Origin of the sequence: Parafrigoribacterium humi (assembly GCF_040227205.1) — a bacterium.
In the GTDB taxonomy this organism is placed as follows: Bacteria; Actinomycetota; Actinomycetes; order Actinomycetales; family Microbacteriaceae; genus Parafrigoribacterium_A; species Parafrigoribacterium_A humi.
This window is the reverse complement of record NZ_JBELOA010000001.1, coordinates 462656-485631: the sequence shown is the minus strand read 5'-3', so window position 1 is coordinate 485631 and position 22976 is coordinate 462656. Positions and strand designations below refer to the sequence as shown.

Below are 22976 nucleotides of genomic sequence, written 5' to 3'. Positions count from 1 at the left end.
GACGCAGCCCGAACCTGTCGCGCGTGGTGTTACCTGATGGTGTCGATCACTTTGTCGACCTTTGCGGCAAGCTCGCTCGACAGCGGGGCGGAGCCGGCGTTCTTGGCCGCGCTCTGCTGTCCTGCGTCGCTCGCGACGTACTTCGCGTATGCCTTGACGAGGGCGCCCTTGTCGGCGTCCGCGTACTGCTGGCAGACGATGAGGTAGCTCACGAGCACCATCGGCCAGGAGTTCGCATCCGTGATCCTGCGGTCGATCGCGATGGCGAGGTCGCCCGCCTCACGGCCGGAGGCGACCGGGGACTTGGCCACGACATCCGCAGCGCCCGCCGCGTTGATCTTCACGTAGTCGCTGCCGACCTTGAGCTCGGCGATGCTGAGGCCGGCCGCACCGGACTCGTCGATGTAGGTGATGCTGTTCTTCGAGTTCTTCACCGCGTCGGCGACACCGGAGGTGCCCTTCGCCGCGTCCCCGACCGAGTACGGGTAGGTCTGCGTCGCGGGCTTGTCCCAGACGGTCGGAGCGTTGGCGCTCAGGTACTCGGTGAAGTTCTGCGTGGTGCCCGAGTCGTCCGAGCGGTGAACGACGGTGATCGGGGCGGATGGCAGCGTCGTGCCCGAGTTCTGGCTCGTGATCGCCGGGTCGTTCCAGTTCGTGATAGTGCCCTTGAAGATGCCCGCGATGGTCGTCGCATCGAGCTTCAGGTCCTTCACGCCATCGAGGTTGTAGGCGATGGCGATCGGCGAGATGTAGACCGGCAGGTCGATCGGCTTGGTGCCTGGCGCGCAGTTCGGGGACGCGGTGGCGAGTTCCGCGTCCTTCAGTGCCGCATCCGAGCCCGCGAAGATCGCGGCGCCGGAGAGGAAGTTCGTGCGGCCGGCACCAGAACCCTGCGGGTCATAGTTGACGGTCACGTCGGGGTTGGCCTTCTGGAAGCCCGTTCCCCAGGCGATCTCGGCAGCGCCCTGTGCGGACGAGCCGACGCCGTTCAGCGTGCCGGAGAGGGTGGACGTGCTCGATCCGCTGTCTCCGGATGCCGGGGCCTCGTTCGCTGCGCACGAGGACAGGACCATGGTGCCTGCGAGAGCAATGGCAGCGATGCTGCCCGCGCGTGAGAATGCACGACGCCTGAGATTCACAGTGTTCCCTTTCGGAAGGTTTGATTACAGGTGGTGGGCCGGTGCCGACCCACTTGTGACCATACGAACCTTGGTTAACCACGATCGTCCTATCGGGTGAACGGCAGGTTAACGAACGAGGAAAGCTCTGGCTGCGGCGGCGCCCGCTTCCGCCCGCTTCCGCCCGGCTATCGCCCCGACGATGCGCCACTTTGTCAATGATGCGGATACTGTAGCGACCGCATCGTTGACAAAGTGGCGCATCGTTGGGGTTTCTGTTGGCCGCGCTTCTCGCGAGTCAGGAACCCGGCATCCACGAGCACCTTGAGGTGGTGGGAGACTGTGTTTTGAACCATCACGACCGAAGAGGAATGACGTTCATGACCGCGAGGCCCTCCGTGCTGTTCGTCTGCGTGCACAATGCCGGCCGCTCACAGATGGCGGCGGGCTATCTCCGCGCGCTCGCGGGGGATCGCGTCGAAGTGCGCTCGGCGGGGTCCGAGCCTGCGGACCAGATCAACCAGGCCGCGGTCGCCGCGATGGCCGAGGACGGCATCGACATCGCGGGCAACCAGCCGAGGATTCTCACCGCGGAGTCCGTGAAGGAATCGGATGTCGTCATCACCATGGGCTGCGGCGACACCTGCCCGATCTTCCCGGGCAAGCGCTACGAGGACTGGGATCTCGATGACCCGGCAGGGCGGGGAATCGATGCCGTCAGGCCCATCCGCGACGAGATCAAGGCGCGCATCGAACGGCTGCTCGCCGAGATCCTGCCCGCCGAAACGACCGACCACGAGAATCCAGGAGAACTCAATGACCGAACCCTCTGACATCCGCGAGCAGGTTCGCGACCGCTATGCCCGCGCGGCGCTGACGATCACCGACGTCTCCGCACCCGCCTCAGCGAACGCCGATTGCTGCGGTAGCGGATGCTGCGGTTCAGACGCGATTGCGGAGGCGGATGTCTTCGGCTCGACCCTCTACACCGACGGCAGCACGAGCGGACTGCCGGACGAGGCAGTGCTGGCGAGCCTCGGCTGCGGCAATCCCACCGCGATAGCCGACCTTCGCGAGAGCGAGACGGTGCTCGACCTGGGGTCGGGCGGCGGCATCGATGTGCTGCTGTCCGCGCGCAGGGTCGGACAGAACGGATTTGCCTATGGACTCGACATGACCGATGAGATGCTCGACCTGGCGCGCGCGAATGCTGCGAAGGCCGGTGCGACGAACGTCGAGTTCCTCAAGGGGCAGATCGAAGACGTGCCGCTCGCAGCTGAGACGGTGGACGTGGTCATCTCCAACTGCGTGATCAACCTCTCCTCCGACAAGCCGGCCGTCATCCGCGAAATGTTCCGGGTGCTGAAGCCCGGTGGCCGCATCGGGGTGTCGGATGTCGTGGCCGAGAACCACCTGAGCCCGGCGCAGCGCGCAGAGCGGGGCTCGTACGTCGGCTGCATCGCGGGAGCCCTGTCGATCGCGGAGTACGAGGCCGAGCTGACCGCTGCGGGCTTCACCGACGTGACCGTGCAGCTCACTCACGAGGTGGCAGACGAGATGCACGGTGCGATCGTGAAGGCCGTCAAGCCGTCCTGACCCCTCCGTTTCGTCGCGATCGTTGGCTGTTCCCGCCCTGAAACTCGAGTCTTAGGGCGGGAACAGCCAACGATCCGGGTGCGGTAGGGTCGCAGAGCGGCGCGGGGTCAGTCGACGAGGGGGCCGTGGGTCTCGATCGCGACGAGGCCGGACTTCGGATGCTCAACCGAGACGTGCAGAACGGTGAAGTGCCCGGTCGAGAGCATTGCCGCACGCCGCATCGCCGCATCCACCTCGGTGTGCGTCGAACGCGCGACGGCGCCGATGATGCCGGGAAGAACCGGGCCGTGGCTGCACATCACGACGGTCTGTTGCTTGTCGAGCCTCTTCGCGACGGCCTTCTTCACGGTGGCCTTGCCGTCTTCGTAGGCGTCCTGGCTGATGCCGGGCGAGTGCTTCACCTCGAGGCCGGTGATGTCGGCCACCGGGGTGATCGTGCTCACGCACCGCACCGCGGGACTGCTCACGAGCCGCTTCGGTCCCCAGGCGGCGATCGCGGGGGCGACACTGGCCGCCTGCTGCGTGCCTTTGTGCAGGAGCGGCCTGGTGGCATCCGGCCCGTCCCAGCTTGCGGGTGGCACCGCCTTGCCGTGACGCAGCGCGATGATGGCGAAAGTGTGCAGTTGGCCGGCGTCGACCCTCGCGCTGAAGCGGTCGAGCACGTCCTGGTCACGGTCGTAGCTCATCTTCTTTCGCGCGGCGGCGATCGGAAGCCATTCGAGGGCGGCGATCTCCTTGTTGGGCGTGAAGGCGGATGCCGCGAGCGTCTCGTCGTCGACCTCGGCGCTCCAATAGAACACGCGCTTCTCGCGCCCGCCGGGCAGTGTGTACTCCGTGGTGCCGAGCGGGGGGCCGAGCGTGACCCGCAGCCCGGTCTCCTCACGGATCTCGCGCACCGCGGTCTGCGGTGGGGTCTCGCCCGGGTCGACCTTGCCCTTGGGCAGCGACACGTCGGAGCGTTCGTCGCGATGGACGAGCAGCACCTCGACCGTTCCCCTGTGGAGGCGCCAGCACACGGCCCCCGCAGCCAGTACGACCGAGGGCATGAGCAACGTCACCGCAATACTCCCGTTCGCTTTCGTCCTGAGATCTGACGCATTACTACATTCTGCATGTCGCGGAGGGGGGTCCCGTCATCGGAGACGTGGTGCCTGGTCCAGGAACCGTCGTCGTGCAGCGTCCACGACGACGTCTCATCCGATATGGCGAGGTCGAACAACTCGTCGACCTCGCGCAGGTGGTCCGGGTCGGTCAGCCGCACGAGCACCTCGACCCGGCGATCCAGGTTGCGATGCATGAGGTCTGCGCTGCCGATATACACCTGTGGCTCTCCATTGTTCACGAAGGAGAAGATGCGGGAGTGCTCGAGGTAGCGCCCGAGAATGGAGCGAACCTGGATGTTGTCGCTGAGCCCCGGGATGCCCGGACGCAGCCCGCAGATCCCGCGCACGACGAGCTCGATGGGAACCCCGGCCATGCTCGCCCGGTAGAGCGCGTCGGTGAGCGCCTCGTCAACGATCGAGTTGACCTTGATGCGTATGCCGCACGGCAGCCCGTTCTCGGCGTTGAGGGTCTCGACAGCGATGCGCTTGAGCAGGGCCTTGCGCAGGTGCAGCGGGGCCACGAGCAGTCGCTTGAACTTCTTCTCGATTGCGTAGCCGGAGAGCTCGTTGAACAGGCGGGTCAGGTCTTTGCCCACCTGGGCATCCGCCGTCAGCAGGCCGAGATCCTCGTAGATGCGCGAGGTCTTCGGGTTGTAGTTGCCCGTGCCGATGTGGCAGTAGTGCCGAAGCACACCGTCTTCCTGGCGCACGGCGAGGGCGAGCTTGCAGTGTGTCTTGAGCCCGACCATCCCGTAGACGACGTGAACGCCGGCCTTCTCGAGCTTTCTGGCCCAGTTGATGTTGGCGGTCTCGTCGAACCTGGCCTTGATCTCCACGAGGGCGAGCACGGCCTTGCCGTTCTCTGCGGCGTTGATGAGTGCTTCGACAATGGGGCTGTCGCCGCTCGTGCGGTACAGCGTCATCTTGATGGCGAGTACGGCCGGGTCGACCGCGGCCTGTTCGAGGAAGGCCTGCACGCTCGTCGCGAACGACTCGTACGGGTGGTGCAGCAGGATGTCGCGCTTGCCGATGGAACTGAAGATGTCGTAGGTGTCCGTGGCTTCCGTCGGCAGCAGGTTCACGCTCGTCGTGGGAACGTGCGGCGGATACTTCAGCTCCGGCCGGTCGATCCTGGTGACCTCGAACAGTCCACCGAGGTCGAGCGGCGCGGGCAGGCGATACACCTCCTGCTCGGTGATCTCGAGCTCGCGCACGAGCAGGCCGAGGGTCACCTCATCCATGTCGTCGGTGATCTCGAGCCGGATCGGCGGGCCGAAGCGGCGGCGCAGCAGCTCGCGCTCGAGCGTCTGGATCAGGTCTTCCGACTCGTCTTCGTCGAGCTGCACGTCTTCGTTCCTGGTCACCCGGAACTCGTGGTGTTCGAGGATCTCCATGCCGGGGAAGAGCTCGTCCAGGTGATTGGAGATGAGGTCTTCGAGGGGGATGAAGCGCAGGTGGCCGCTCGAGTCATCCGGCAGCTGCACGAATCGCGGCAGCATCGGTGGCACCTTGAGTCTCGCGAACTCCTCCTTGCCCGTCTTCGGGTTGCGGACGCGGATCGAGAGGTTGAGCGAGAGCCCCGAGATATACGGGAACGGATGCGCGGGGTCGACCGCGAGCGGCATGAGCACCGGAAAGATGCGCTGCGCGAAGATCTCGTCGATTCGCGCGCGGTCGTCGTCGTTGAGGTCGGCCCAGCTCTCGATGTGGATGCCGGCGGCGTCGAGCTCGGGCTTCACCTGGTCGCGGAACACGGTCGCGTGGCGCTGCTGGAGCTCCTGCGCTCGCTCCTGGATGTCAGCGAGCACGGCTGTCGCCGGACGCCCGACGTTGGTCGGAACGGCGAGCCCGGTGACGATGCGGCGCTTGAGGCCTGCGACCCGCACCATGAAGAACTCGTCGAGGTTGCTCGCGAAGATGGCGAGGAAGTTGGCGCGCTCCAGCAGCGGTGTCGTCGGATCCTCTGCGAGCTCCAGAACGCGGTTGTTGAAGGCGAGCCAGCTCAGCTCGCGATCGAGGTAGCGCTCTGGCGGCAGCGTGCCGTCGTCCACCCAGCTCGAGTCGTAATCGTCGTCGAGACTGTCGGTCGCGAGCCCAACTTCGGTGAGGTAGGTTTCGCTGTCCATCCGTTCATCATTGCATCCCACCGCACGCGGCGGTGAGTGCGGGATGAATGAACGGTTAACGCCGCTTCAGCTCGTACTGGATGTCGATCGAGTGATCGGCGAAGCCGAAGGAGCGGTAGAGATTGACCGCGGCCACGTTGTCGGCCTCCACGTAGAGGCTCGCCGTACGGATGCCGCGCTCGGCCAGCCGTGCCAGCCCGGCCGAGACGAGCTGGCGTCCGAGCCCCAGGCCCTGGTATTTCGGATGCACTCCCACCGCGTAGAACTCGCCGATCTGCTCGGCCTCGCCCGCCTGCTCCTCCACCTTGAGCCAGCAGAAGCCCATCATCTCGCCGGAGTCTGCACGTGCCACGAGGAAGTCGTCTGCGTCGAACCAGTCTTCGGACTTGCGCGCGTCGAGGTCGGCCTGGGTGAGGGAGCCCTGCTCCGGATGCGTCGCGAATGCGCGCGCGTTGACCGCGAGCCACTCCGCGTCGTCCACGCCCGGCCTGAAGGTGTCGATGGTGGCTGTGCCGCGCCCGCTGGTCGAGCCTGTCGAGACCTCCGCCCGCAACTGCAGCAGCTCGCGCACGGGCTCGAAGTCGTATCGCTTGGCGAGCCTGCGGGCATCCGGGTGGTCGCCGTGCGCCCAGATCCGCACGGTTCCGTGGGCCTCGCGCAGCATCTCGATCATCATCCGGTTGCCGAGGCCGTGGTGCCTCTCGAGCGGGTCGACGACGAACTCCGCGTCGAAGCTGTCCGTTGCGAACAGCACGATGGCCGCTGCGGCGGGCTTCTCTCGCGCGGCGAGCACGACGAGCTGCCGTACGCCGCTCTCGAGGTCGATGAGGGACTGGTCAGAGAAGGGCGGCTGGCGGTCCGCGAACGTCGCCCTGGCGATCAGTCCGTCGAGGAATTCGCGCATTCCCGGCGTGAAACTAGGGCCGGATGGGTTGGTCAACTCTGTCACTCTCTTCCTCGTACAGATTGAAGCGGTAGCCGACGTTGCGCACGGTGCCGATGAGCGATTCGAGTTCGCCGAGCTTCGCCCTCAGCCGCCTTACGTGCACGTCGACGGTGCGGGTTCCGCCGAAATAGTCGTAGCCCCACACCTCGCTCAGCAGCTGTTCGCGGGTGAACACGCGGGAGGGGTGCAGCGCGAGAAAGCGCAGGAGCTCGAACTCCTTGAAGGTGAGGTCGAGTGTGCGGCCCTGCACCTTGGCGGAGTAGCTGGCCTCGTCGATGACGACTCCGGATGCGCTGATCTTGGTGCTCTCCTGCTCCTCGCTGTGGCGGCTCAGGGCCAGGCGGATGCGCGCATCCACCTCCGCGGGCCCCGCGGTTTCCAGAATCACGTCGTCGATTCCCCAGTCGGCGCTCACGCCCGTGAGTCCGCCCTCGGTGAGCACGACGAGCAGCGGGACTGCGATGCCGGTGGTGGTGAGGATCTTGCAGAGCGATCTGGCACTCGCGAGGTCTCCGCGGGCATCCACCAGGACCAGATCGCTGCTCGGGGCGTTGACGAGCGATGCGGGCTCGGCCGGAATTCGGCGCACGCGATGACTGAGTAGTGAGAGCGCCGGCAGAACGTCGTTGTCGACTGCAGGTGTCAGGATCAACAGCTGCGCCACAGAGTCCTCCAAACGCCAGAGCTGAAGTCTACTAGGGCGGCTCGCTTGACTGGGTCGCCGGTCGAGTGCGACGTCATCAGAAATATGTGTCACGCCGGGGCGATCCGCATGCTACTGTTTCCGCTGTTACTTCTTTTTTCGTAGTCAACCGTGTTTGGAGTTTGTATGTCCCTGTTTCGCCTTGATGCCAGCATCGCGCCCGCCACATCCCAGAGTCGGGCCCTGGCAGATCTCGTCGAAGCGGAGTGGTCCGCTGAACATCCCGACTCGGTGATCACGCGTCGTGATCTCGGCACGGAGCCGCTGCCCGTCACGACCTGGCGCGATGTCGTGACCAGCAGCTACACCGCGGAGGCCGACCGCAGCCAGGCCCAGCGCGATGCCCACGCGCTCGCCGGGGTGCTGGCGGACGAGCTGATCGACGCGGACGCGCTGCTGCTGGCGATCCCGCTCTACAACTGGGGAGTAGCGGCTCATGTGAAGAGCTGGTACGACGTCACCTACACCGACGAGCGCATCGCCGGGGGCGCGCTCAAGGGCAAGCCCGTCGTGCTCGCCACGGTTCTCGGCGGCAACTACAACCCCGGCACGCCCAAGGAGGGCTGGGACCACTCCACCCCGTGGCTACGGCGCGTCATCAGCGACGTCTGGGGTGCAGACCTGCTCGTCGTGCAGCGCCAGTTCACCCTCGTCGGCGTCAATCCCGCGCTGGACCAGTTCACCGAGCAGGCGGCAGAGATCAAGGCTGCCTCAGAGCAGCTCGCGATCGAGCACGGCCGCGCCCTCGCCTCAAAACGTTATTCACTCGTCAACTAGAGAAAGAGAGAAAGCTGTCATGACTACCATCAGTTTCATTGGCGTCGGAGGCATGGCCAAGGCCATAGCCACTCGCGCGGTCGCAGGCGGCAACACGGTCGAGCTCATCGGCCGTGACGCTGCCAAGGCCGAGGCTCTCGCCGGCACGCTCGGCGGCGGGACCACCACAGCGGCATTCGGCGCCGTCCCCACCGGGGACATCGTGGTGCTCGCCGTGCCGTACACGAGTGCCGTCGAAGTCGTGACCCAGTACGGGGAGGCGCTCGCAGGCAAGGTCGTCATCGACATCTCCAACACCTTCAATGGCGACGCCAGCGGTCTGGTGTCTCCCGACGGCACCTCGGGTGCGCAGGAGATCGCCGCGGCGGTTCCCGCGAGCGCGAGCGTGGTGAAGGCGTTCAATACCGTCTTCGGCCACGTGCTGGCCCAGGGGCATTCGCTCGACGTGTTCTTCGCCGGGGACGACGCGGCGGCCAAGGCGAGCGTCGCAGCTTTTATCGAGAGCCTCGGGCTTCGTCCGCTCGATGCGGGCCCCCTGGAGATGGCGCGTTCGCTCGAGCGAGTGGGGCTGCTGCTCATGGGCCTCGCTCGCAACGGCGTGGGCTTTAACTTTGCCCTGGGCGTCGAGGTCTTCGGCTGATCACGTCGCCCGGCCCTGCACCGCACGCCGCTCGCGTGCGGTGTAGGGCAAGATAGGGACGTGCGCTGGCGTCTGACCGTAATCCCCGTCTGGCTGTTCACCGTTATCGGTGCAGTCCTGACCGGGCTCCTTGTCTCGCCCGCGCACTACCTCATCTGGCTGCCCATGGTGCTTGCCGGGGCGATCTTCCTCACCATCTGCATCCAGCTTGCTGCCGTGGAGAAGGAGGGGCTCGTCAATCGGATGACCGCGAGTCTCGTCGGCTCGGTTGTCGTCCTCGCCGTGGCGACCGCGATTCTCTGGCCCATCTCACTCGCCTGACCGCCGCCCGCGCCCATATGTTAGCCTCGGTTAACATTCTGAGGGGTCGACGATGACGGCCGTGAAACCGGGCAGTACACGCTCCGTTGCGGCGCCCGAGCGGCGCCTGCTGCGGCTGCTGGGCCCGGCGTTTGTCGCGGCCATTGCCTATGTCGATCCGGGCAATGTCGCGGCCAACCTGTCCGCGGGCGCGGAGTACGGCTACCTGCTCGTCTGGGTGCTCGTCGTCGCGAACGTCATGGCCGTCGTCATCCAGTACCTCTCGGCGAAGCTCGGCCTCGTCACCGGGCGCAGCCTGCCCGAACTGCTCGGAGATCGGATGCCGCGGGCCGGCCGCCTGCTCTACTGGGCGCAAGCGGAGCTCGTCGCCGCGGCCACGGACCTGGCCGAGGTGATCGGTGGCGCGATCGCGCTGCAGATCCTCTTCGACCTGCCGCTCGTGCTCGGCGGAATCATCGTCGCAGTGGTCTCGATGGTCATCCTCGCGGTGCAGTCCAGGCGCGGGCAGCGCCCATTCGAGTTCGTGGTGATGGCGCTCCTGGCGATCATCGCGGTCGGTTTCGTGGCGGGCGTCCTGGTCAGCCCGGTCGACTGGTCGCAGACCGCCGCGGGCATCGTGCCGCGCTTCGAGGGGACGGGCACGGTGCTCCTCGCCGCGAGCATGCTCGGCGCGACGGTCATGCCGCACGCGATCTACCTGCACTCCTCGCTCGTGCGGGATCGGCACGGCGTGACCACGGACCCGTCGCGCATCAGGCGCCTGCTGTCCGCGACCCGCGTCGACGTGCTCATCGCCCTCGTGATCGCCGGCTCTGTGAACATCGCGATGCTCCTGCTCGCGGCGGCGTCGCTGTCCGGCGTCGCGGGAACGGAGTCGATCGAGGGCGCCCACGCCGCGATCGAAACCGCGCTCGGCCCGGTCATCGGGGTCGTGTTCGGGATCGGCCTGCTCGCATCCGGCCTCGCCTCCACCTCGGTCGGATGCTATGCGGGCGCGACGATCATGGATGGCCTGCTCCGGGTGCGCGTGCCGCTCCTGGCCCGGCGGGCGGTCACCGCGATCCCGGCGCTCGCCATTCTCGCGACCGGGTTCGATCCGACGCGCGCGCTCGTGCTGAGCCAGGTGTTCCTGTCGATCGGCATCCCGTTCGCGCTCATCCCGCTGGCCTGGCTCACGAGCAGGCGGCAGGTCATGGGCGCCTTCGCGAACCGGATGCCGCTGCGGCTCATGACGATCGCCGTCACCGTGGCGATCGTGCTGCTGAACGTTCTGCTCGTCTGGCTGATCGTCTCAGGGCAGGAGTGAGCGAATGGACGTGATCTCCAGTACCGCCCAGGACTACCTCAAGGCGATCTGGTCCGCGCGCGAATGGGGTGGAGACCCGGTCACGATCACGGCGCTCGCCGCGCGCTTCGGCACGTCGACGGCATCCGCGTCTGACACCGTCAAGCGCCTCGTCGGCCAGGGCCTCCTCGAGCACGAGCCGTATCGCCCGATCGGCCTCACCCCGCTCGGCGAGAAGCATGCCGTCGCGGTCGTGCGGCGTCACCGCCTGATCGAGACCTTTCTCGTCGCCCGGCTCGAGTACAGCTGGGACGAGGTGCATGCCGAGGCGGAGACGCTCGAGCACGCCGTCTCCGACCTCATGATCGACCGAATGGATGCGCTGCTCCGCCACCCGCGCACCGACCCGCATGGCGACCCCATCCCGAATCGCGCGGGCGAGGTCGACTACCCGGCCGGAGCGCTCCGCGTGCGGGACGCCGAGCCCGGGCACTACCGTGTCGCGCGGATCTCCGACGACGACTCCGCGCAACTGGCGGTGTTCGAGGCGGCCGGGCTCGTCACGGGTGTCGCGCTGGAGGTGCTTGGGCGCGACGGCACGAGCGAGACCCGCATCGCGCTGCCGGAGAGCGAGCTCGCGCTCCAGCGGGCCGGCGCTGGGGCCGTCATCGTCGTGCCACGCTGACCCGGGCCGTTCCATCCGCTTGGGTACACTGGTTCCCATGAAGATCGAAGTAGACAGAATCTAGCCACCGATCGGTGGCCTCCACGCCGAGTGAGCGCGCTCTGCGCCCCGTGTGGATCTCGACCCGGTCGAGTCGTCCTTGTCTACTTTCCCCGCCCCGGGCCACACCCGCGGTCAGAACGGATTTGTCATGTCTTCAGTCATCACCCTCAGGGACCTGAGCTTTCAGTGGAGCGACGGCAGCATCGCTCTCGAACACCTGAACGGAACCTTCATGGCCGGCCGCACCGGGCTGGTCGGGCGCAACGGTGCGGGCAAGTCCACGCTCCTGCGTCTCGTCGCGGGCATCCTCACGCCCACCTCCGGCCAGATCGACACGGTCGGCGACGTCGGCTACCTCGCGCAGACGCTCACCCTCGGCGGCACCACGACCGTTGCCGAGTTGCTCGGCATCGACCACACCCTCGCGTCACTGCGCGCGATCGAGGCGGGTGATGTCGACGAGCGGCACTTCGACGCGGTCGGCGACGACTGGGACATCGAGGCGCGCGCGGACGAGGCACTGCACGCAATCGGACTCGGATCCGTCGACCTCGGCCGAAACGTCGCGGAGGTCTCTGGTGGGGAGGCGATGCTCATCGCCATCTCCGGCCTGCGCATCCGGCGCACCTCGATCACGCTGCTCGACGAGCCGACCAACAACCTCGATCGGCCGACGCGCACGACGCTCGCCGGTCTCATCGACAGCTGGCCTGGCACGCTCGTCGTCGTCAGCCACGACCTCGAGCTGCTGGAACGGATGGACAGCACGGCCGAACTGCACGCCGCCCGCCTCGACACCTTCGGTGGCCCGTACAGCCAGTGGAAGGCGCGCCTGGACCAGGAGCAGGAGGCCGCGTCGCAGGCGGCCCGCGCGGCCAAGCAGTCCCTCAGGGTCGAGAAGCGCCAGCGCATCGAGGCGGAGACCATGCTTGCGCGCCGGGAACGCACGGCGAAGAAGGTCCAGCGCGACGGCGGCATCCCGAAGATCGTCGCCGGCGTGCTGAAGAGCAGGGCGCAGGGATCCGCCGGATCGCTGCGCACGACGCTCGACGGCCGGGTATCGGTCGCGCAGGCCGTGCTCGACGCAGCGGATGCGCGCGTGCGAGACGACGAGCACATCCGCCTGGTGCTCCCGGACCCGGACGTTCCGCGCGGGCGCAGGCTCGCGGAGATCACGGATGACGACCGCACCTTCATCGTGCAGGGCCCGGAGCGCGTCGCCATCGTCGGCCCTAACGGCGCGGGCAAGTCGACGCTGCTCGACCAGCTCGTGCGCGGGGGAGGGCGGGCGCCCGGGCGAGCGCACGGCACCCTGCTCACCGATCGTTTCGGCTATCTGCCGCAGCGCCTCGACGGCCTGGATGACGCGGCAAGCGCGCTCGACGCCGTGCGATCGGTCGCTCCGGGCATGGCCCCGGGCGACATCCGCAACCAGTTGGCGAGGCTCCTGCTGCGCGGCGACAGCGTCGATCGCCCCATCTCGACCCTTTCCGGCGGTGAGCGGTTTCGGGTCGCGCTCGCGAGGCTCCTCCTGGCCGAGCCGACATCGCAGCTGCTCATCCTCGACGAGCCGACCAACAATCTCGACATCGCGAGCGTCGAGCAGCTCGCCCAGGCACTCGACGCCTACCGCGGCGCGATCATCGTCGTGAGCCACGATCACGCGTTCCTCGAGCGGCTCGCCGTCGACACGATCATCGAGCTGGACGCGGCCGGAAACGCGCGGCAGAAACGGTCGCTGGAGTGACCGGGCCCGCTTCAGTGCTCGCGTCGCGATGAGGCAGCAGGATCCGCAGTCGTCGTCTCGTGCGGCACCAGGCCGAGGAGACGAAGCTTCTCAGCGCTGTCGCTGTTTTCGACGGGGTAGTACAGCACGAGGATGAGGCCGTCGACGGGGAGCTTCTCCCTGTGCAGGCTCATCGTGCCGACCTCGGGGTGGTTGACCGTCGTCGTGCCGCCCGTGAGCTGCCGCACGTCGTGCCTGGCCCACAGGGTGCGGAACCGCGCGCTCGCGAGCGAGAGTTCTCCGACCAGTTCAACCGCGCGGGTGTCGCTCGTGTCGTCGCCGATGGCCCGGCGGAACGTCGCGACGAAGTCGGCCACGGCCGAGTCCCAGTCGCTCTGGAACGCGCGTTCCTCCGGGTCCAGGAGCAGCGACCGCAGCCGGTTGTGGCCGGGGATGAGACGGGGAGAAAAGGCGACGGCGAGCGAGTTCGACGCGAGCACGTCGAAGTAGCGGCCCTCGATGAACGCGGGAACCTCGAGCGCCCCGAGGAGATCGTGCAGCCGGGCAGGCACGCGTTCGGTTCGACGCTGCCGCCGCGCGCGGGGATGAGGGCTGCCGAGACCGAACAGATAGTCGGCTTCGACCGCATCCAGTTGCAGTACCCGAGCCAGGGACTCGAGCACCTGCAGGGACGGACTCCTGTCTCGCCCGCGTTCGAGCCTGAGATAGTAGTCGGCGCTGATTCCCGTCAGGAGCGCGACCTCCTCGCGCCGCAGCCCCGGCACGCGACGGTGGGACCCGGCGGGGATGCCCAGCTGCTCGGGCGTGACCAGCGCCCGGCGAGCCCTCAGGTAGGTGCCGAGCCGATTCTCCTGGCCATCGTCATCCATGGGTCTCACGTTAGCCCGCGCGCGACGCCGGAGAGGGGCCCCGCTGCTCCCCGGAACAACGGAGACCTTTCTCACCCCCGGGACCCGGCGTGATGATTCGGAGGTATCGAAAACGGATGGAGACAAGAACACCATGGACATCACCAATCGCACCGTTCTGATCGTCGGCGGCACCTCGGGCATCGGCCTCGGTTTTGCGCGACGGTTCGCCGCAGCGGGCAGCACCGTGATCGTCGGAGGGCGCAACACTGACCGGGTCCACGACCTCGAGACGGTGCAGATCGACGTCACCGACTCCGCGTCGATCGCTCGGGCGCGCGACCAGGTGCTTGCGGATCATCCTGACCTGGATGTCCTCGTCACGATGTCGGGTGTCATGCTCATCGAAGATCTTCGCGACCCCGCGCACGGCATCCAGGCGGAGACGACCATCGAGGTCAACCTGCTCGGAACCATCCGGGTGATCGACGCGTTCACGCCACACCTCATCAGTCGCGGCGGTGCGAACATCATCACCGTCAGCTCGGGCATCGCCTTCCTGCCGTTCCCGCTCATGGCCAGCTACGGTGCGTCCAAAGCCGGGGTGCACGCCTACACGGAATCGCTCCGCGCGCAGCTTGCGGGCACCGGTGTCGACGTGACCGAGCTCGTTCCGCCGGCTGTAGCGACTGCCGGTCAGGAGAAGGTGAACCCCGCCGCGTTGCCGCTGGAGAGTTTTCTCGACGAGGTCACCGGCCTCGCCACCGAGAGCCCGACGCCGAACGAGATCGTGGTCACGGCCGCGCTCGCACTCCGGTGGGCGGAACGCGACGGGAGTTACGCAGAACTCCTCGAGCGTCGGTCGCAGGCGCTGAGCTCCCTTCCGGGGCGCTGACCCCGCCACGGCCGCAACTGGCATAGAATCAAGCCATGTATCTCGCGCTGGAACTCTTCTTCGTCGGCCTGCTGGTGCTCGCCACGCTCGCCATCGGGTACGTTTCGGTCGTCGTTGTCTACAACCTCTTCCGGGGTCAGAGCTAACCAGAGCTCGTCATGATCGAACTCGATGACACCCTGCCCTCGGAGCTGGTGCCGCTCTCCTGGCTGCTCGGAGTGTGGGAAGGCAGCGGCGTCGTCAACTACGCGGTCGGCGACGACATCCGCAATCACGAGTTCGGCCAACGCCTGAGTTTCAGCCACGATGGCCTGCCCTACCTCAACTACACCTCGTACACCTGGCTGCTCGATGAGGACCACACGCCCCTCGCCACCGAGACCGGCTACTGGCGCATCGGTCGCGCGCCGACGGATGCCGACCCCGGCCCCGGCATGCTTCCCGGCATCGGACCCCGGCCCTTCGTCACGGCAGAGGCCGTCGAGACGCTGCGCAATGCAGAAGGCGGATTCGACATCGAGGTGTCGATCCTGCACCCGGGCGGCGTGAGCGAGCTCTACCTCGGCCAGGTGCGAGGCGCGCGCATCGACCTCGCGACGGATGCCGTGTTGCGCTCCTCCACCGCCAAGGCGCACAGCGCATCCACCCGCATGTACGGCCTGGTCGAGAGCCACCTGCTCTGGGCCTGGGACATCGCGGCCTTCGGGCAGCCGCTCGCCACTCACGCCTCTGGACGGCTCGGCCGTGTCGACTGACGTGGCGCCGAGCGTTTTTCTCTCGCTGCCCGGGGCGGTCGAGGGAACGGATGCGGATGCCGGCGTCGCCGTACACTATGGCAACCCGGTTCCTGAGCAGCGCGCCCTCTCGGCGGGAGAGGCCGTGGTCGACCTCTCGCACCGCTCCGTCCTGACCATCACGGGCCCTGACCGCCTCAGCTGGCTGGACTCGATCAGCAGCCAGTCCATCGCGAGGCTTGCGCCGGGGGTCTCGAGTGAGACGCTCATCCTCGACCCGAACGGCCGGGTCGAGCACGACATCCGCCTCGTCGACGACGGCGAGACCCTGTGGATGCTCGTCGAGCGTGTGGATGCCGAGTCGCTGCTGGCCTGGCTGAACAGCATGAGGTTCACGCTGCGCGTCGAGCTCGCCGACCGCTCGGCCGACTACGTCACCGTGGGAACGCTCGGCGAGTTCGAGCTGCCGGTCGCGGCGCCGAACGGGGTGCCGCTGGTGTGGCGCGACCCGTGGGCGAGCGTCGGCGTCGGCGGCTACCAGTACTCGCCCGTGGCCGAGCATCCCTCCGCAGACTTTCCCTATCGCGAGGTGCTCCTGCGCCGCGAGGACCAGGGCGCGGCCGCCGCGCTGCCCGTTGCCGGAATGCTCGCGCTCGAGGCGCTGCGGATCGCGGCCTGGCGTCCGCGCTTCGCCGCAGAGGTCGACGAACGCACCATCCCGCACGAACTCGACTGGCTGCGCTCCGCCGTGCACCTCACCAAAGGCTGCTACCGCGGGCAGGAGACGGTCGCCAAGGTGCACAACCTCGGACATCCGCCCCGCCGCCTCGTGATGCTTCACCTCGACGGGTCGGATGCCGTGCTCCCCGTCCACGGAGACAGCGTCGCGCTACCGGGCGCCGACGGCGACACGGTCGTGGGAACAGTCACCTCGTCCGCGCAGCACCACGAGCTCGGACCGATCGCGCTCGCGGTGGTCAAGCGCACCGTCGATCCGCTGGCCGATCTTGTGGTGCTGGCGGGCGGCATCCGTATCGCCGCCGCGCAGGAGGTTATCGTGCCGCCCGATGCCGGGGCCGAGGCCAACGTCCCTCGCCTCCCGCGCCTGGGCGCCGTCCGCCGCTAGCCCCCGCCCTCCCTGTTCCGCGAGATGCCAGTTGTGGGGGTCATCCGCGACGAATGACCCCCACAACTGGCATCTCGCGGACCGTTCAGCGGATATCCGGGTGCCAGCCCGACGCCAGGAGAGCCGTGCGGACCTTGGCCACGATGACCTCGGGGCGCCGGAGATGCGTCTTGTTGAGCCGGACCACGCGCCACTTCTCTTCCATCACCGCGTCGAGCCGATCGATGTCCTTGTAGAACTGTTCATCCCCGGCGAAATGGTGCGCACCGTCGTACTCAACGAGGATGCGGTACCCGAGATAGACCAGGTCGCCAAGCGCGATGAACTCGCCGCGCGCGTTCCTGATCGTGGCGTTGACGCTGGGTTCCGGAAGCCCGGCTCCCACGATGATCAGCCGCACCTCGGTTTCCTTCGGGGAGTCCACACCCGCTCGCACTGCCTCGAGCGCCTCTCGCAGTTTGCGCGCGCCTCGTCGGCCACCCCATCCCTCAACCGCCTGTCGTAGTTCGGCGAGGGTCGCCAACGGCTGCTTCCGTCGGACCAGGGCATCTCCGATGACAATCAGCTCTCGCACCGACAGCACGGTCGCAAGGTCGCACCAGGTCTGAATCGCGGAGGTGATTCGAAGGCCCTCGACGGTAGCGCCGTGCACGCGTTCCGGTTCAGCGTGGTGGCCGACGACACCGCGTGCTCGTGGGGCGCGGCGCGGCAATTTCGACGTGACATGAAGCAGAGACGAATCCTGAAGTCTCCACGGGAGTGGAAGCCCCAGCAGCCGTGCCGCGGTGAGGTGACTGAAGTACTGGTCGTCCGCCATGCCCGCCGCGTACGCCTCACACGATTGGAGGAACGACCGATCGGGGGCTTGTGGTGCACGGATGCCGCGAAACGGCCGGTCGAGATCGCTCGATCGGGTGCGCTCGCGGGTGACCCCACGCGTGAGTGCGTCGCGGAAAGTGAACGGTCTCCCATCCAACTCGGGCGGAAGTCGTTTCGGTGCATGCATTCAGCCAGCATCCCGATCTTGCCGCCGACTCGCGCAAACTATCCCCAGCCGACCGAGCGGCCTGCCGGGCAAGCTACTTGTTGGTGCCCTGCGAGACCGATCCCTGCAGCTGGCGCTGGAAGATCAGGTAGACGATGAGCACGGGGATGACCGTGATGACGACGGCGGCGAAGAGCGCGCCCGCATCCACCGAATAGCCTGCCTGCGAGGCGAACTGCGCCATTCCCTGGGTCAGCACGTATTTATCCGGATCCGTGTTCAGCGCAATCGGCAGCAGGAACTGGTTCCACAGGCCGACGAAGTTGAGGATCGCGACCGTCGCGAGCCCCGGCCTCGCCATCGGCAGCATCACCTGGAAGAAGGTGCGCCATTCGCCCGCGCCATCGATCGCCGCGGCCTCCGCGATGGAGTTCGACAGCGACTTGAAGAACGACACGAGGAAGAAAACAGTGAAGGGAAAGGCGAACGCCGTGTACGTGATGATCAACCCGGGCAGCGTGTTGAGCAGTCCGATGCTGCGGAGCACGAAGAACAGCGGAACGATCGCGAGGAAGATGGGGAAGGTCAGCCCCGCGAGCATCAGGTAGTACAGCGCGCGGCTTCCGGGAAACTGGAAGCGCGCGAGCACGTACGCCGACATCGAGCCGAACAGCATCGTCAGGATCAGGGCGCCGAACACGACGATGATCGTGTTGACGAAGAAACCGCCGATGCCCGAAGTCGTCCACGCGTTCACGTAGTTGTCGAAGTTCCACACCTTGGGCAGTGAGAACGGGGAGGCGTAGATCTCCTTCGTCGTCTTGAACGAGGAGAGCACGACCCACAGCATCGGCAGGATGACGATGAGCGACCAGAGCGTCAGAACGGTATGCGATGCGCCGCCGACGAACCGGTCGGTTCGGCTGGGCTTAGTCCTGCGACCTGTGGGGATGGGAATGCCACCCGCGCGGGTCACGATGGCTTCGGTGGTGAGAGATCTGGTTGTCATTCGGCCACGTCATTGTTTCCGCCGGTGAGCTTGCTCACCAGAAATACGACTGCTGCAAACGCGAGCGTGATCACCGCGAGCATGACGCCCATGGCGCAGGCGTAGCCGAACTGGCCCTTGGTGAAGGCGGTCCTGAACAGCTGCTGCGACATCACGAGGGTCGAGTTGGACGGGCCGCCGCCGGACTCCAGGGCTGCCATGTACACGAAGGCGTCGAGCGCGAGGATGCCCATATAGATGTACGCGGTCTGCACGGTGTCGCGGATGAGCGGGATGGTGATGGTCACGGCGGTGCGGAAACGCCCGGCTCCGTCGATCCTCGCGGCCTCGTAGATCTCGGCGGGGACGCCCTTGATCGCCGCGATGAACAGCACCATGTAGAAGCCGATGAGTCCCCAGACGATGACGAACATCACGGCGGGCATCGCGACCCCGAGCACGCCGAGCCAGGCGAACGACTGGAAGTTCTCGAGCCCGATGAGGGTGAGGAAGCCGTTGAGGATTCCGTTGTTGGGGTCGTATACCTGCGCCCAGATGAGGCCGATGACGATGGCCGGGATCACGTAGGGGAAGAAGGAGATGACGCGGTAGAAGCTGGAGTAGCGCAGGCCGCGGATGGCGCCCTGCGACGGGCCGCCGATGGTCACGAGGGTCGCGAAGATGAGGGCGACCACGAGGGTGACGAGCGGCAGCACGATCGCGAGCGTCACGCTGTTGCCGATCGCCTTCATGAAGGTGCCGTCCTGGAACAGCTTCACGTAGTTGGAGACGCCGATGAAGTTCATGTTGGGCGTGAAGCCCGACCAGTCCGTCAGCGAGTAATAGGCCGCTTGAATGAACGGCGACACCACGAACACGATGTAGCCGATGACCGGGAGCGCCAGGAACACGACCATGAAGCTGATCTTGTCGAAGGTCAGGTCCTTGCGGCTCCACCGCCGGGCGGCGGTACTTCTACCGCCGCCCGGCCCGGTGATGGGAGTGACTGTCACTTGACAGTGACCTTCTTCACCGAGGAGTCGTTCGCGACCTTGTCGGTGATGGCCTGCAGGCCGGCCGTGAGCGTCTTGACGTCCGAACCACCCTGAAGGAAGGTGTTCCAGACGACGAGCTGATCGACGTTCATGCCGTACAGGTCGACGAAGTTCCAGGAGAACACGTTGTCTCCCGCGTCGCCGAGCATCTTCACCTGGGAGACGAGCGCGGTCGAGCCGAAGCCGTCGGCCGGGACCGTGTCCTTCACGATGGTGGAGGAGAATGTCGTCTTGGCGAAGTTGACCGCGGCGTCATGCGAGAGCATGGCGCGCAGGAACTCCTTGCCACCGGCGACGTTCTTGCCCTGCGACGGAACGATGTAGCCCTCGCCCGCGGTGGAGTGCAGCGCGGACCAGGGCATCTTGGATGAACTGGTCACGGTCGGCTCCGGGGCACCGGTCATCTTGAACCCGTCCTTGGTGTTCTTCTTCATCTCATTCTCGATCCATCCGCCGGACGGGTAAAGGATGAAGTCCTCGTCGTTGCTCCATTGTGCCTGCGCGGCGGTGAACTGAGTACCGGCACCGCCGGGCTTCACGTAGCCGGCGTCGATGATCTTCTTGAGGCCGTTGAAGACATCCTGCACCGGTCCGAGCGACCAGCAGCCCGGCTTGAGGTTCTCCAGGGCGAGGCGCACGTCGTCGCCGCCCTCCTTGATCGCCGAGCCGATGGCCATGGTCTGGTAATAGGTCGCGGCCTCCTTGCCCCAGCCGAGCAGGTACTTGCCCTTGGCTTTCGCCTGAGCGCCGAGGTCGAGCATCTCTGCATACGTTTTCGGAACGGTCCAGCCGTTCGCCTCGAACAGGGACGCCGAGTACCAGATGGCGTAGACGGTCAGCACGTAGTTGAGCTGCACGAACTTGCCGTCGAAGGTTCCCGGCGCGATGACGCCGCCGAACAGAGTGTCCTTGATGACCTTGCCCTCGAGGTTCTTGGCCTCGATGACATCGGTGAGGTCAGCGAGCTGGTCGCGGATCGTGTTGATACCGATCAGGTTCGCACCGCTGTTGTCGATGACATCCGGTGGGTTGCCGGCGACGAAGCGCGGCTGCAGGGTCTGCGAGATGTTGGTCTGCGCAGTGACCTTGACCTTGGAGCCCGGCTGCGCCTTCTCCTCGATCTTCGCGGCGAAGTTGGCGTAGTCGATGCCGTATCCGCCCTTGAAGATGACCGCGTCGACGGTCGAGTTGGCTGCCATGCCGAAGGGGTTCTTGGCCGTCTTCTTTCCGCCGGCTGCGTTGCCGGTGGTTCCGGTCCCTGAGCCCGCGCACGACGCGAGTACGCCTCCTGCGGGGATGACCAGTGCCGTGATGAGAGCGCCGCGAAGGAAATCGCGCCGCTGGAGAGGTGTTTCTTTAATGGACATGAGTTCTGCTGCCTTCCATTTCTCTTGGTTACTCGATCTGTTGGGTTCGTACTGTTCTGGGGAATAAGTCGAGGGGTCAGGCGGTGCGGTTGAACTTGCCTTCGTAGAGCGCTTCGAGCGCGCGGTTGTGCTCGTCGCCGCCCGGGATGTTTGCCGAGATGTAGAGCGGAGGGGTGGTGCCGGTCGCCGCGATCCGCTCCGCGACGCCGATGGTGAGCACCTGGGCGATGTACGCGGCCGTGATGGACGACACGGCGCCGACGGGAACGCCGCTCGACAGCTCCTGGGTCGCGTCGCCGTAGGGGGCCAGGTTGTCGAGCACGACATCCGCGACGTCCCGCAGCCGCTTGCCGCTCGCATGCTTGGGCTCGACCTTCATGGTGTGATCGAGGCTCGTGACGGCGATGACCGGATGTCCGTGGTTCTTCGCCGCGATCGCGAGACCGACGATGGAGCCGTTGACCCCCGAGTTGGACGCGATGATGAAGGCGTCGTCCGGCCCGACCGGGGTGAGCGCGTAGAGCTCGTCCGCGATGTCCGGATTGCGTTCGAGGGAGCCGCCGCTCAGGGCATCGAGTCCGAGGCTTCCGCGCAGCACGACATCCCGCAGCGCGATCTTGTTGGTGGGGATGAGGCCGCCGGCGCGACCCGCGATCTCCATCGCGAAGGCCTCGGAGTGGCCGGTGCCGAAGGCCTGGATGACTCCGCCGCGCTCGATCGCGGTGACGAGGATGTCGATCGCCGCGTCGAACCCGCCGGCGTCCGCCGTCGCAGCCAGGTCGTGCAGGCGCGACAGCACGCCATCCGTATAGCTGCTGATCAGGGCGGACTGCGCTGATGGTTCTGACACTGTTACTCCTCGATACTTTCTTCGGACTGGTGAGATTCTTTGTCGTGCCTGACGGCGCTCGAGGAGCGGCTCGGTCGCCTGTGGGTCGAGACGGCCAGGGCGGATGCCGCGAGGTTGTCGGTCGTGCGCGCGAAGTTCTCCTGCGCGACGAGCAGGTACAGCAGATCGAGTACGAGCAGTTGTGCGTGCTTGGCCGAGAGGTCATCGGGTTGCAGGAACCGCTCGTACACCGAGGTCACGATGCTCAGGTCCGCGGCCTCGGCCATGGGGGATGTCGGGTTGTTGGTGACGGCGACGGTCAGGGCTCCGGCGCGGCCGGCTTCGCCGAGCATCTGGATGGTCTCCTCGGTGCGCCCGGTGTTGGAGATCCCGATAGCCACGGAGTGCTTGTTCTGGATGGCCGCGCTCGTGAGCCCGGCGTGTACCTCAGACCAGACGTGGGTGTTGACGCCGATGCGATAGAGCCTCGCCTGCATCTCATCCGCGAGCATGGCGCTTCCGCCGACGCCGTAGATGTCGACGTGGTGGCTCGCCGCGATGCGCTTGGAGATCACCTTCATGGTGGGCAGGTCGATGGTGGCCGCGGTCTCGCGCAGCGTGCGGGAGTGGGCGTTGACGAGGGTGCTCAGCACGTCTGCCGGGGGGTCATCCGGTCCGAACTCGCGACCGATGTCCGTCTTCCAGGAGTCCCGCGCGGTGCTGCGGCCGAAGTCGGTGGCGATGCTCACCCGGAACGGCGCGTATCCGGCATAGCCGAGCATCCGACAGAAGCGGGTCACGGTGGCGGCGGAGGTGCCGGCGTGTTCCGCGAGCTTGCCGATGGAGAGCTTGAGGGGAGCCTGGGGATTCTCCAGCAGGTAGTGGGCGATCTTCGACATGACCCCGGACATCTCGGGCAGCCGCGACTGGATTCGATTGGACACGCCCGCGGCGGTTCCTTCGGACCCAGCGTTCTGGGCTGACGTCATTGTGAGAATCCCTTTCTCCATCATTGGAGTTACGTGAAAATCATTCTTACACTACAGTGTGCTTCACGCCA

23 protein-coding genes and 1 pseudogene are annotated in these 22976 nt (G+C 66.5%); 11 read left to right on the top strand and 13 right to left on the bottom strand.

What is annotated here, in order from left to right:
* Positions 1–29: 29 nt before the first annotated feature.
* Both pstS and ABUA28_RS14085 read right to left on the bottom strand, forming a co-directional pair.
* The gene (pstS, locus tag ABUA28_RS02315; RefSeq protein WP_349902690.1) at positions 30–1073 is read right to left on the bottom strand and encodes a phosphate ABC transporter substrate-binding protein PstS; all 1044 of its coding nucleotides are present in this window, start codon (positions 1071–1073) and stop codon (positions 30–32) included.
* Between the two features lie 260 nt (positions 1074–1333).
* Positions 1334–1474: pseudogene (locus ABUA28_RS14085) on the bottom strand (ArsR/SmtB family transcription factor); the annotation flags it as partial.
* A gap of 24 nt (positions 1475–1498) precedes the next feature.
* Here ABUA28_RS14085 and ABUA28_RS02310 point away from each other — a divergent pair.
* Entirely contained in the window at positions 1499–1951 is a 453-nt protein-coding gene (locus tag ABUA28_RS02310) for an arsenate reductase ArsC (RefSeq protein ID WP_349902321.1), read from the top strand.
* On the top strand, positions 1935–2714 hold the full coding sequence (arsM, locus tag ABUA28_RS02305) for an arsenite methyltransferase (protein WP_349902320.1): 780 nt from the start codon (positions 1935–1937) through the stop codon (positions 2712–2714). The genes ABUA28_RS02310 and arsM overlap by 17 nt, the downstream gene beginning before the upstream one ends.
* A gap of 107 nt (positions 2715–2821) precedes the next feature.
* Here the strand turns inward: arsM and ABUA28_RS02300 are convergent, their stop codons facing one another.
* From ABUA28_RS02300 to ABUA28_RS02285, 4 genes are read right to left on the bottom strand one after another with little or no spacing between them, the layout of a single operon-like run.
* Positions 2822–3772 (bottom strand): NUDIX hydrolase, encoded by a 951-nt coding sequence (locus tag ABUA28_RS02300; RefSeq protein ID WP_349902319.1) that lies wholly within the window; start codon positions 3770–3772, stop codon positions 2822–2824.
* Positions 3769–5943, bottom strand: coding sequence for an RNA degradosome polyphosphate kinase (locus ABUA28_RS02295; protein WP_349902318.1), 2175 nt, complete (start codon positions 5941–5943; stop codon positions 3769–3771). Before ABUA28_RS02295 ends, ABUA28_RS02300 begins: the two co-directional genes overlap by 4 nt.
* 55 nt (positions 5944–5998) lie before the next feature.
* Entirely contained in the window at positions 5999–6892 is an 894-nt protein-coding gene (gene mshD / locus ABUA28_RS02290) for a mycothiol synthase (protein WP_349902317.1), read from the bottom strand.
* Positions 6861–7553, bottom strand: a complete 693-nt coding sequence (locus tag ABUA28_RS02285; RefSeq protein ID WP_349902316.1) for a response regulator transcription factor — start codon at positions 7551–7553, stop codon at positions 6861–6863. Before ABUA28_RS02285 ends, mshD begins: the two co-directional genes overlap by 32 nt.
* Positions 7554–7718: 165 nt before the next feature.
* On the opposite strand from ABUA28_RS02285, the gene ABUA28_RS02280 reads away from it, so the two are divergent.
* The 6 genes from ABUA28_RS02280 (at position 7719) to ABUA28_RS02255 (ending at position 13089) form a co-directional block, all read left to right on the top strand.
* Complete coding sequence (locus ABUA28_RS02280; protein ID WP_349902315.1) at positions 7719–8369, top strand: FMN-dependent NADH-azoreductase; 651 nt, start codon at positions 7719–7721, stop codon at positions 8367–8369.
* Between the two features lie 19 nt (positions 8370–8388).
* Positions 8389–9009, top strand: a complete 621-nt coding sequence (locus ABUA28_RS02275; RefSeq protein WP_349902314.1) for an NADPH-dependent F420 reductase — start codon at positions 8389–8391, stop codon at positions 9007–9009.
* A gap of 60 nt (positions 9010–9069) precedes the next feature.
* On the top strand, positions 9070–9330 hold the full coding sequence (locus tag ABUA28_RS02270; protein ID WP_349902313.1) for a hypothetical protein: 261 nt from the start codon (positions 9070–9072) through the stop codon (positions 9328–9330).
* Positions 9331–9382: 52 nt separating this feature from the next.
* Positions 9383–10636, top strand: a complete 1254-nt coding sequence (locus ABUA28_RS02265) for an Nramp family divalent metal transporter (RefSeq protein WP_349902312.1) — start codon at positions 9383–9385, stop codon at positions 10634–10636.
* 4 nt (positions 10637–10640) lie between these two features.
* Positions 10641–11300, top strand: coding sequence for a metal-dependent transcriptional regulator (locus ABUA28_RS02260; RefSeq protein WP_349902311.1), 660 nt, complete (start codon positions 10641–10643; stop codon positions 11298–11300).
* A 190-nt stretch (positions 11301–11490) separates the two neighbouring features.
* Positions 11491–13089, top strand: coding sequence for an ABC-F family ATP-binding cassette domain-containing protein (locus ABUA28_RS02255; RefSeq protein WP_349902310.1), 1599 nt, complete (start codon positions 11491–11493; stop codon positions 13087–13089).
* Positions 13090–13100: 11 nt separating this feature from the next.
* On the opposite strand, the gene ABUA28_RS02250 is transcribed toward ABUA28_RS02255, so the two are convergent.
* Positions 13101–13958 carry a helix-turn-helix domain-containing protein gene (locus ABUA28_RS02250; protein ID WP_349902309.1) on the bottom strand — a complete coding sequence of 286 codons (858 nt, stop codon included), beginning with the start codon at positions 13956–13958 and terminating at the stop codon, positions 13101–13103.
* A 133-nt stretch (positions 13959–14091) separates the two neighbouring features.
* Between ABUA28_RS02250 and ABUA28_RS02245 the strand changes: the two genes are divergently transcribed.
* The 3 genes from ABUA28_RS02245 (at position 14092) to ygfZ (ending at position 16692) form a co-directional block, all read left to right on the top strand.
* Positions 14092–14832 carry an SDR family oxidoreductase gene (locus ABUA28_RS02245; protein ID WP_349902308.1) on the top strand — a complete coding sequence of 247 codons (741 nt, stop codon included), beginning with the start codon at positions 14092–14094 and terminating at the stop codon, positions 14830–14832.
* A 158-nt stretch (positions 14833–14990) separates the two neighbouring features.
* Positions 14991–15587, top strand: coding sequence for an FABP family protein (locus ABUA28_RS02240; RefSeq protein ID WP_349902307.1), 597 nt, complete (start codon positions 14991–14993; stop codon positions 15585–15587).
* Positions 15577–16692: a CAF17-like 4Fe-4S cluster assembly/insertion protein YgfZ gene (gene ygfZ / locus ABUA28_RS02235; protein WP_349902306.1), complete on the top strand. Its 1116-nt coding sequence runs from the start codon at positions 15577–15579 to the stop codon at positions 16690–16692. The genes ABUA28_RS02240 and ygfZ overlap by 11 nt, the downstream gene beginning before the upstream one ends.
* Before the next feature lie 85 nt (positions 16693–16777).
* On the opposite strand, the gene ABUA28_RS02230 is transcribed toward ygfZ, so the two are convergent.
* From ABUA28_RS02230 to ABUA28_RS02205, 6 genes are all read right to left on the bottom strand, one after another.
* Entirely contained in the window at positions 16778–17698 is a 921-nt protein-coding gene (locus ABUA28_RS02230) for a hypothetical protein (protein ID WP_349902305.1), read from the bottom strand.
* 73 nt (positions 17699–17771) lie between these two features.
* Complete coding sequence (locus ABUA28_RS02225) at positions 17772–18686, bottom strand: carbohydrate ABC transporter permease (RefSeq protein ID WP_349902304.1); 915 nt, start codon at positions 18684–18686, stop codon at positions 17772–17774.
* Positions 18683–19678: a carbohydrate ABC transporter permease gene (locus ABUA28_RS02220; RefSeq protein WP_349902303.1), complete on the bottom strand. Its 996-nt coding sequence runs from the start codon at positions 19676–19678 to the stop codon at positions 18683–18685. Before ABUA28_RS02220 ends, ABUA28_RS02225 begins: the two co-directional genes overlap by 4 nt.
* Positions 19675–21087, bottom strand: a complete 1413-nt coding sequence (gene ngcE / locus ABUA28_RS02215) for an N-acetylglucosamine/diacetylchitobiose ABC transporter substrate-binding protein (RefSeq protein ID WP_349902302.1) — start codon at positions 21085–21087, stop codon at positions 19675–19677. The genes ABUA28_RS02220 and ngcE overlap by 4 nt, the downstream gene beginning before the upstream one ends.
* Before the next feature lie 76 nt (positions 21088–21163).
* The gene (locus tag ABUA28_RS02210) at positions 21164–21937 is read right to left on the bottom strand and encodes an SIS domain-containing protein (protein WP_349902301.1); all 774 of its coding nucleotides are present in this window, start codon (positions 21935–21937) and stop codon (positions 21164–21166) included.
* 2 nt (positions 21938–21939) lie between these two features.
* Positions 21940–22860: a MurR/RpiR family transcriptional regulator gene (locus ABUA28_RS02205; protein WP_349902300.1), complete on the bottom strand. Its 921-nt coding sequence runs from the start codon at positions 22858–22860 to the stop codon at positions 21940–21942.
* Positions 22861–22976 lie beyond the last annotated feature (116 nt).

Bases quoted from the DNA above. Each gene is read 5' to 3' on its own strand.
- ABUA28_RS02265 (WP_349902312.1), top strand. From the start codon at position 9,383: ATGACGGCCGTGAAACCGGGCAGTACACGCTCCGTTGCGGCGCCCGAG.
- pstS (WP_349902690.1), bottom strand. From the start codon at position 1,073: ATGGTCCTGTCCTCGTGCGCAGCGAACGAGGCCCCGGCATCCGGAGAC.
- ABUA28_RS02260 (WP_349902311.1), top strand. From the start codon at position 10,641: ATGGACGTGATCTCCAGTACCGCCCAGGACTACCTCAAGGCGATCTGG.
- ABUA28_RS02295 (WP_349902318.1), bottom strand. From the start codon at position 5,943: ATGGACAGCGAAACCTACCTCACCGAAGTTGGGCTCGCGACCGACAGT.
- ABUA28_RS02280 (WP_349902315.1), top strand. From the start codon at position 7,719: ATGTCCCTGTTTCGCCTTGATGCCAGCATCGCGCCCGCCACATCCCAG.
- ngcE (WP_349902302.1), bottom strand. From the start codon at position 21,087: ATGTCCATTAAAGAAACACCTCTCCAGCGGCGCGATTTCCTTCGCGGC.
- ABUA28_RS02275 (WP_349902314.1), top strand. From the start codon at position 8,389: ATGACTACCATCAGTTTCATTGGCGTCGGAGGCATGGCCAAGGCCATA.
- ABUA28_RS02230 (WP_349902305.1), bottom strand. From the start codon at position 17,698: ATGCATGCACCGAAACGACTTCCGCCCGAGTTGGATGGGAGACCGTTC.
- ABUA28_RS02225 (WP_349902304.1), bottom strand. From the start codon at position 18,686: ATGACAACCAGATCTCTCACCACCGAAGCCATCGTGACCCGCGCGGGT.
- ABUA28_RS02310 (WP_349902321.1), top strand. From the start codon at position 1,499: ATGACCGCGAGGCCCTCCGTGCTGTTCGTCTGCGTGCACAATGCCGGC.
- ABUA28_RS02240 (WP_349902307.1), top strand. From the start codon at position 14,991: ATGATCGAACTCGATGACACCCTGCCCTCGGAGCTGGTGCCGCTCTCC.
- ABUA28_RS02245 (WP_349902308.1), top strand. From the start codon at position 14,092: ATGGACATCACCAATCGCACCGTTCTGATCGTCGGCGGCACCTCGGGC.
- ABUA28_RS02255 (WP_349902310.1), top strand. From the start codon at position 11,491: ATGTCTTCAGTCATCACCCTCAGGGACCTGAGCTTTCAGTGGAGCGAC.
- arsM (WP_349902320.1), top strand. From the start codon at position 1,935: ATGACCGAACCCTCTGACATCCGCGAGCAGGTTCGCGACCGCTATGCC.
- ABUA28_RS02250 (WP_349902309.1), bottom strand. From the start codon at position 13,958: ATGGATGACGATGGCCAGGAGAATCGGCTCGGCACCTACCTGAGGGCT.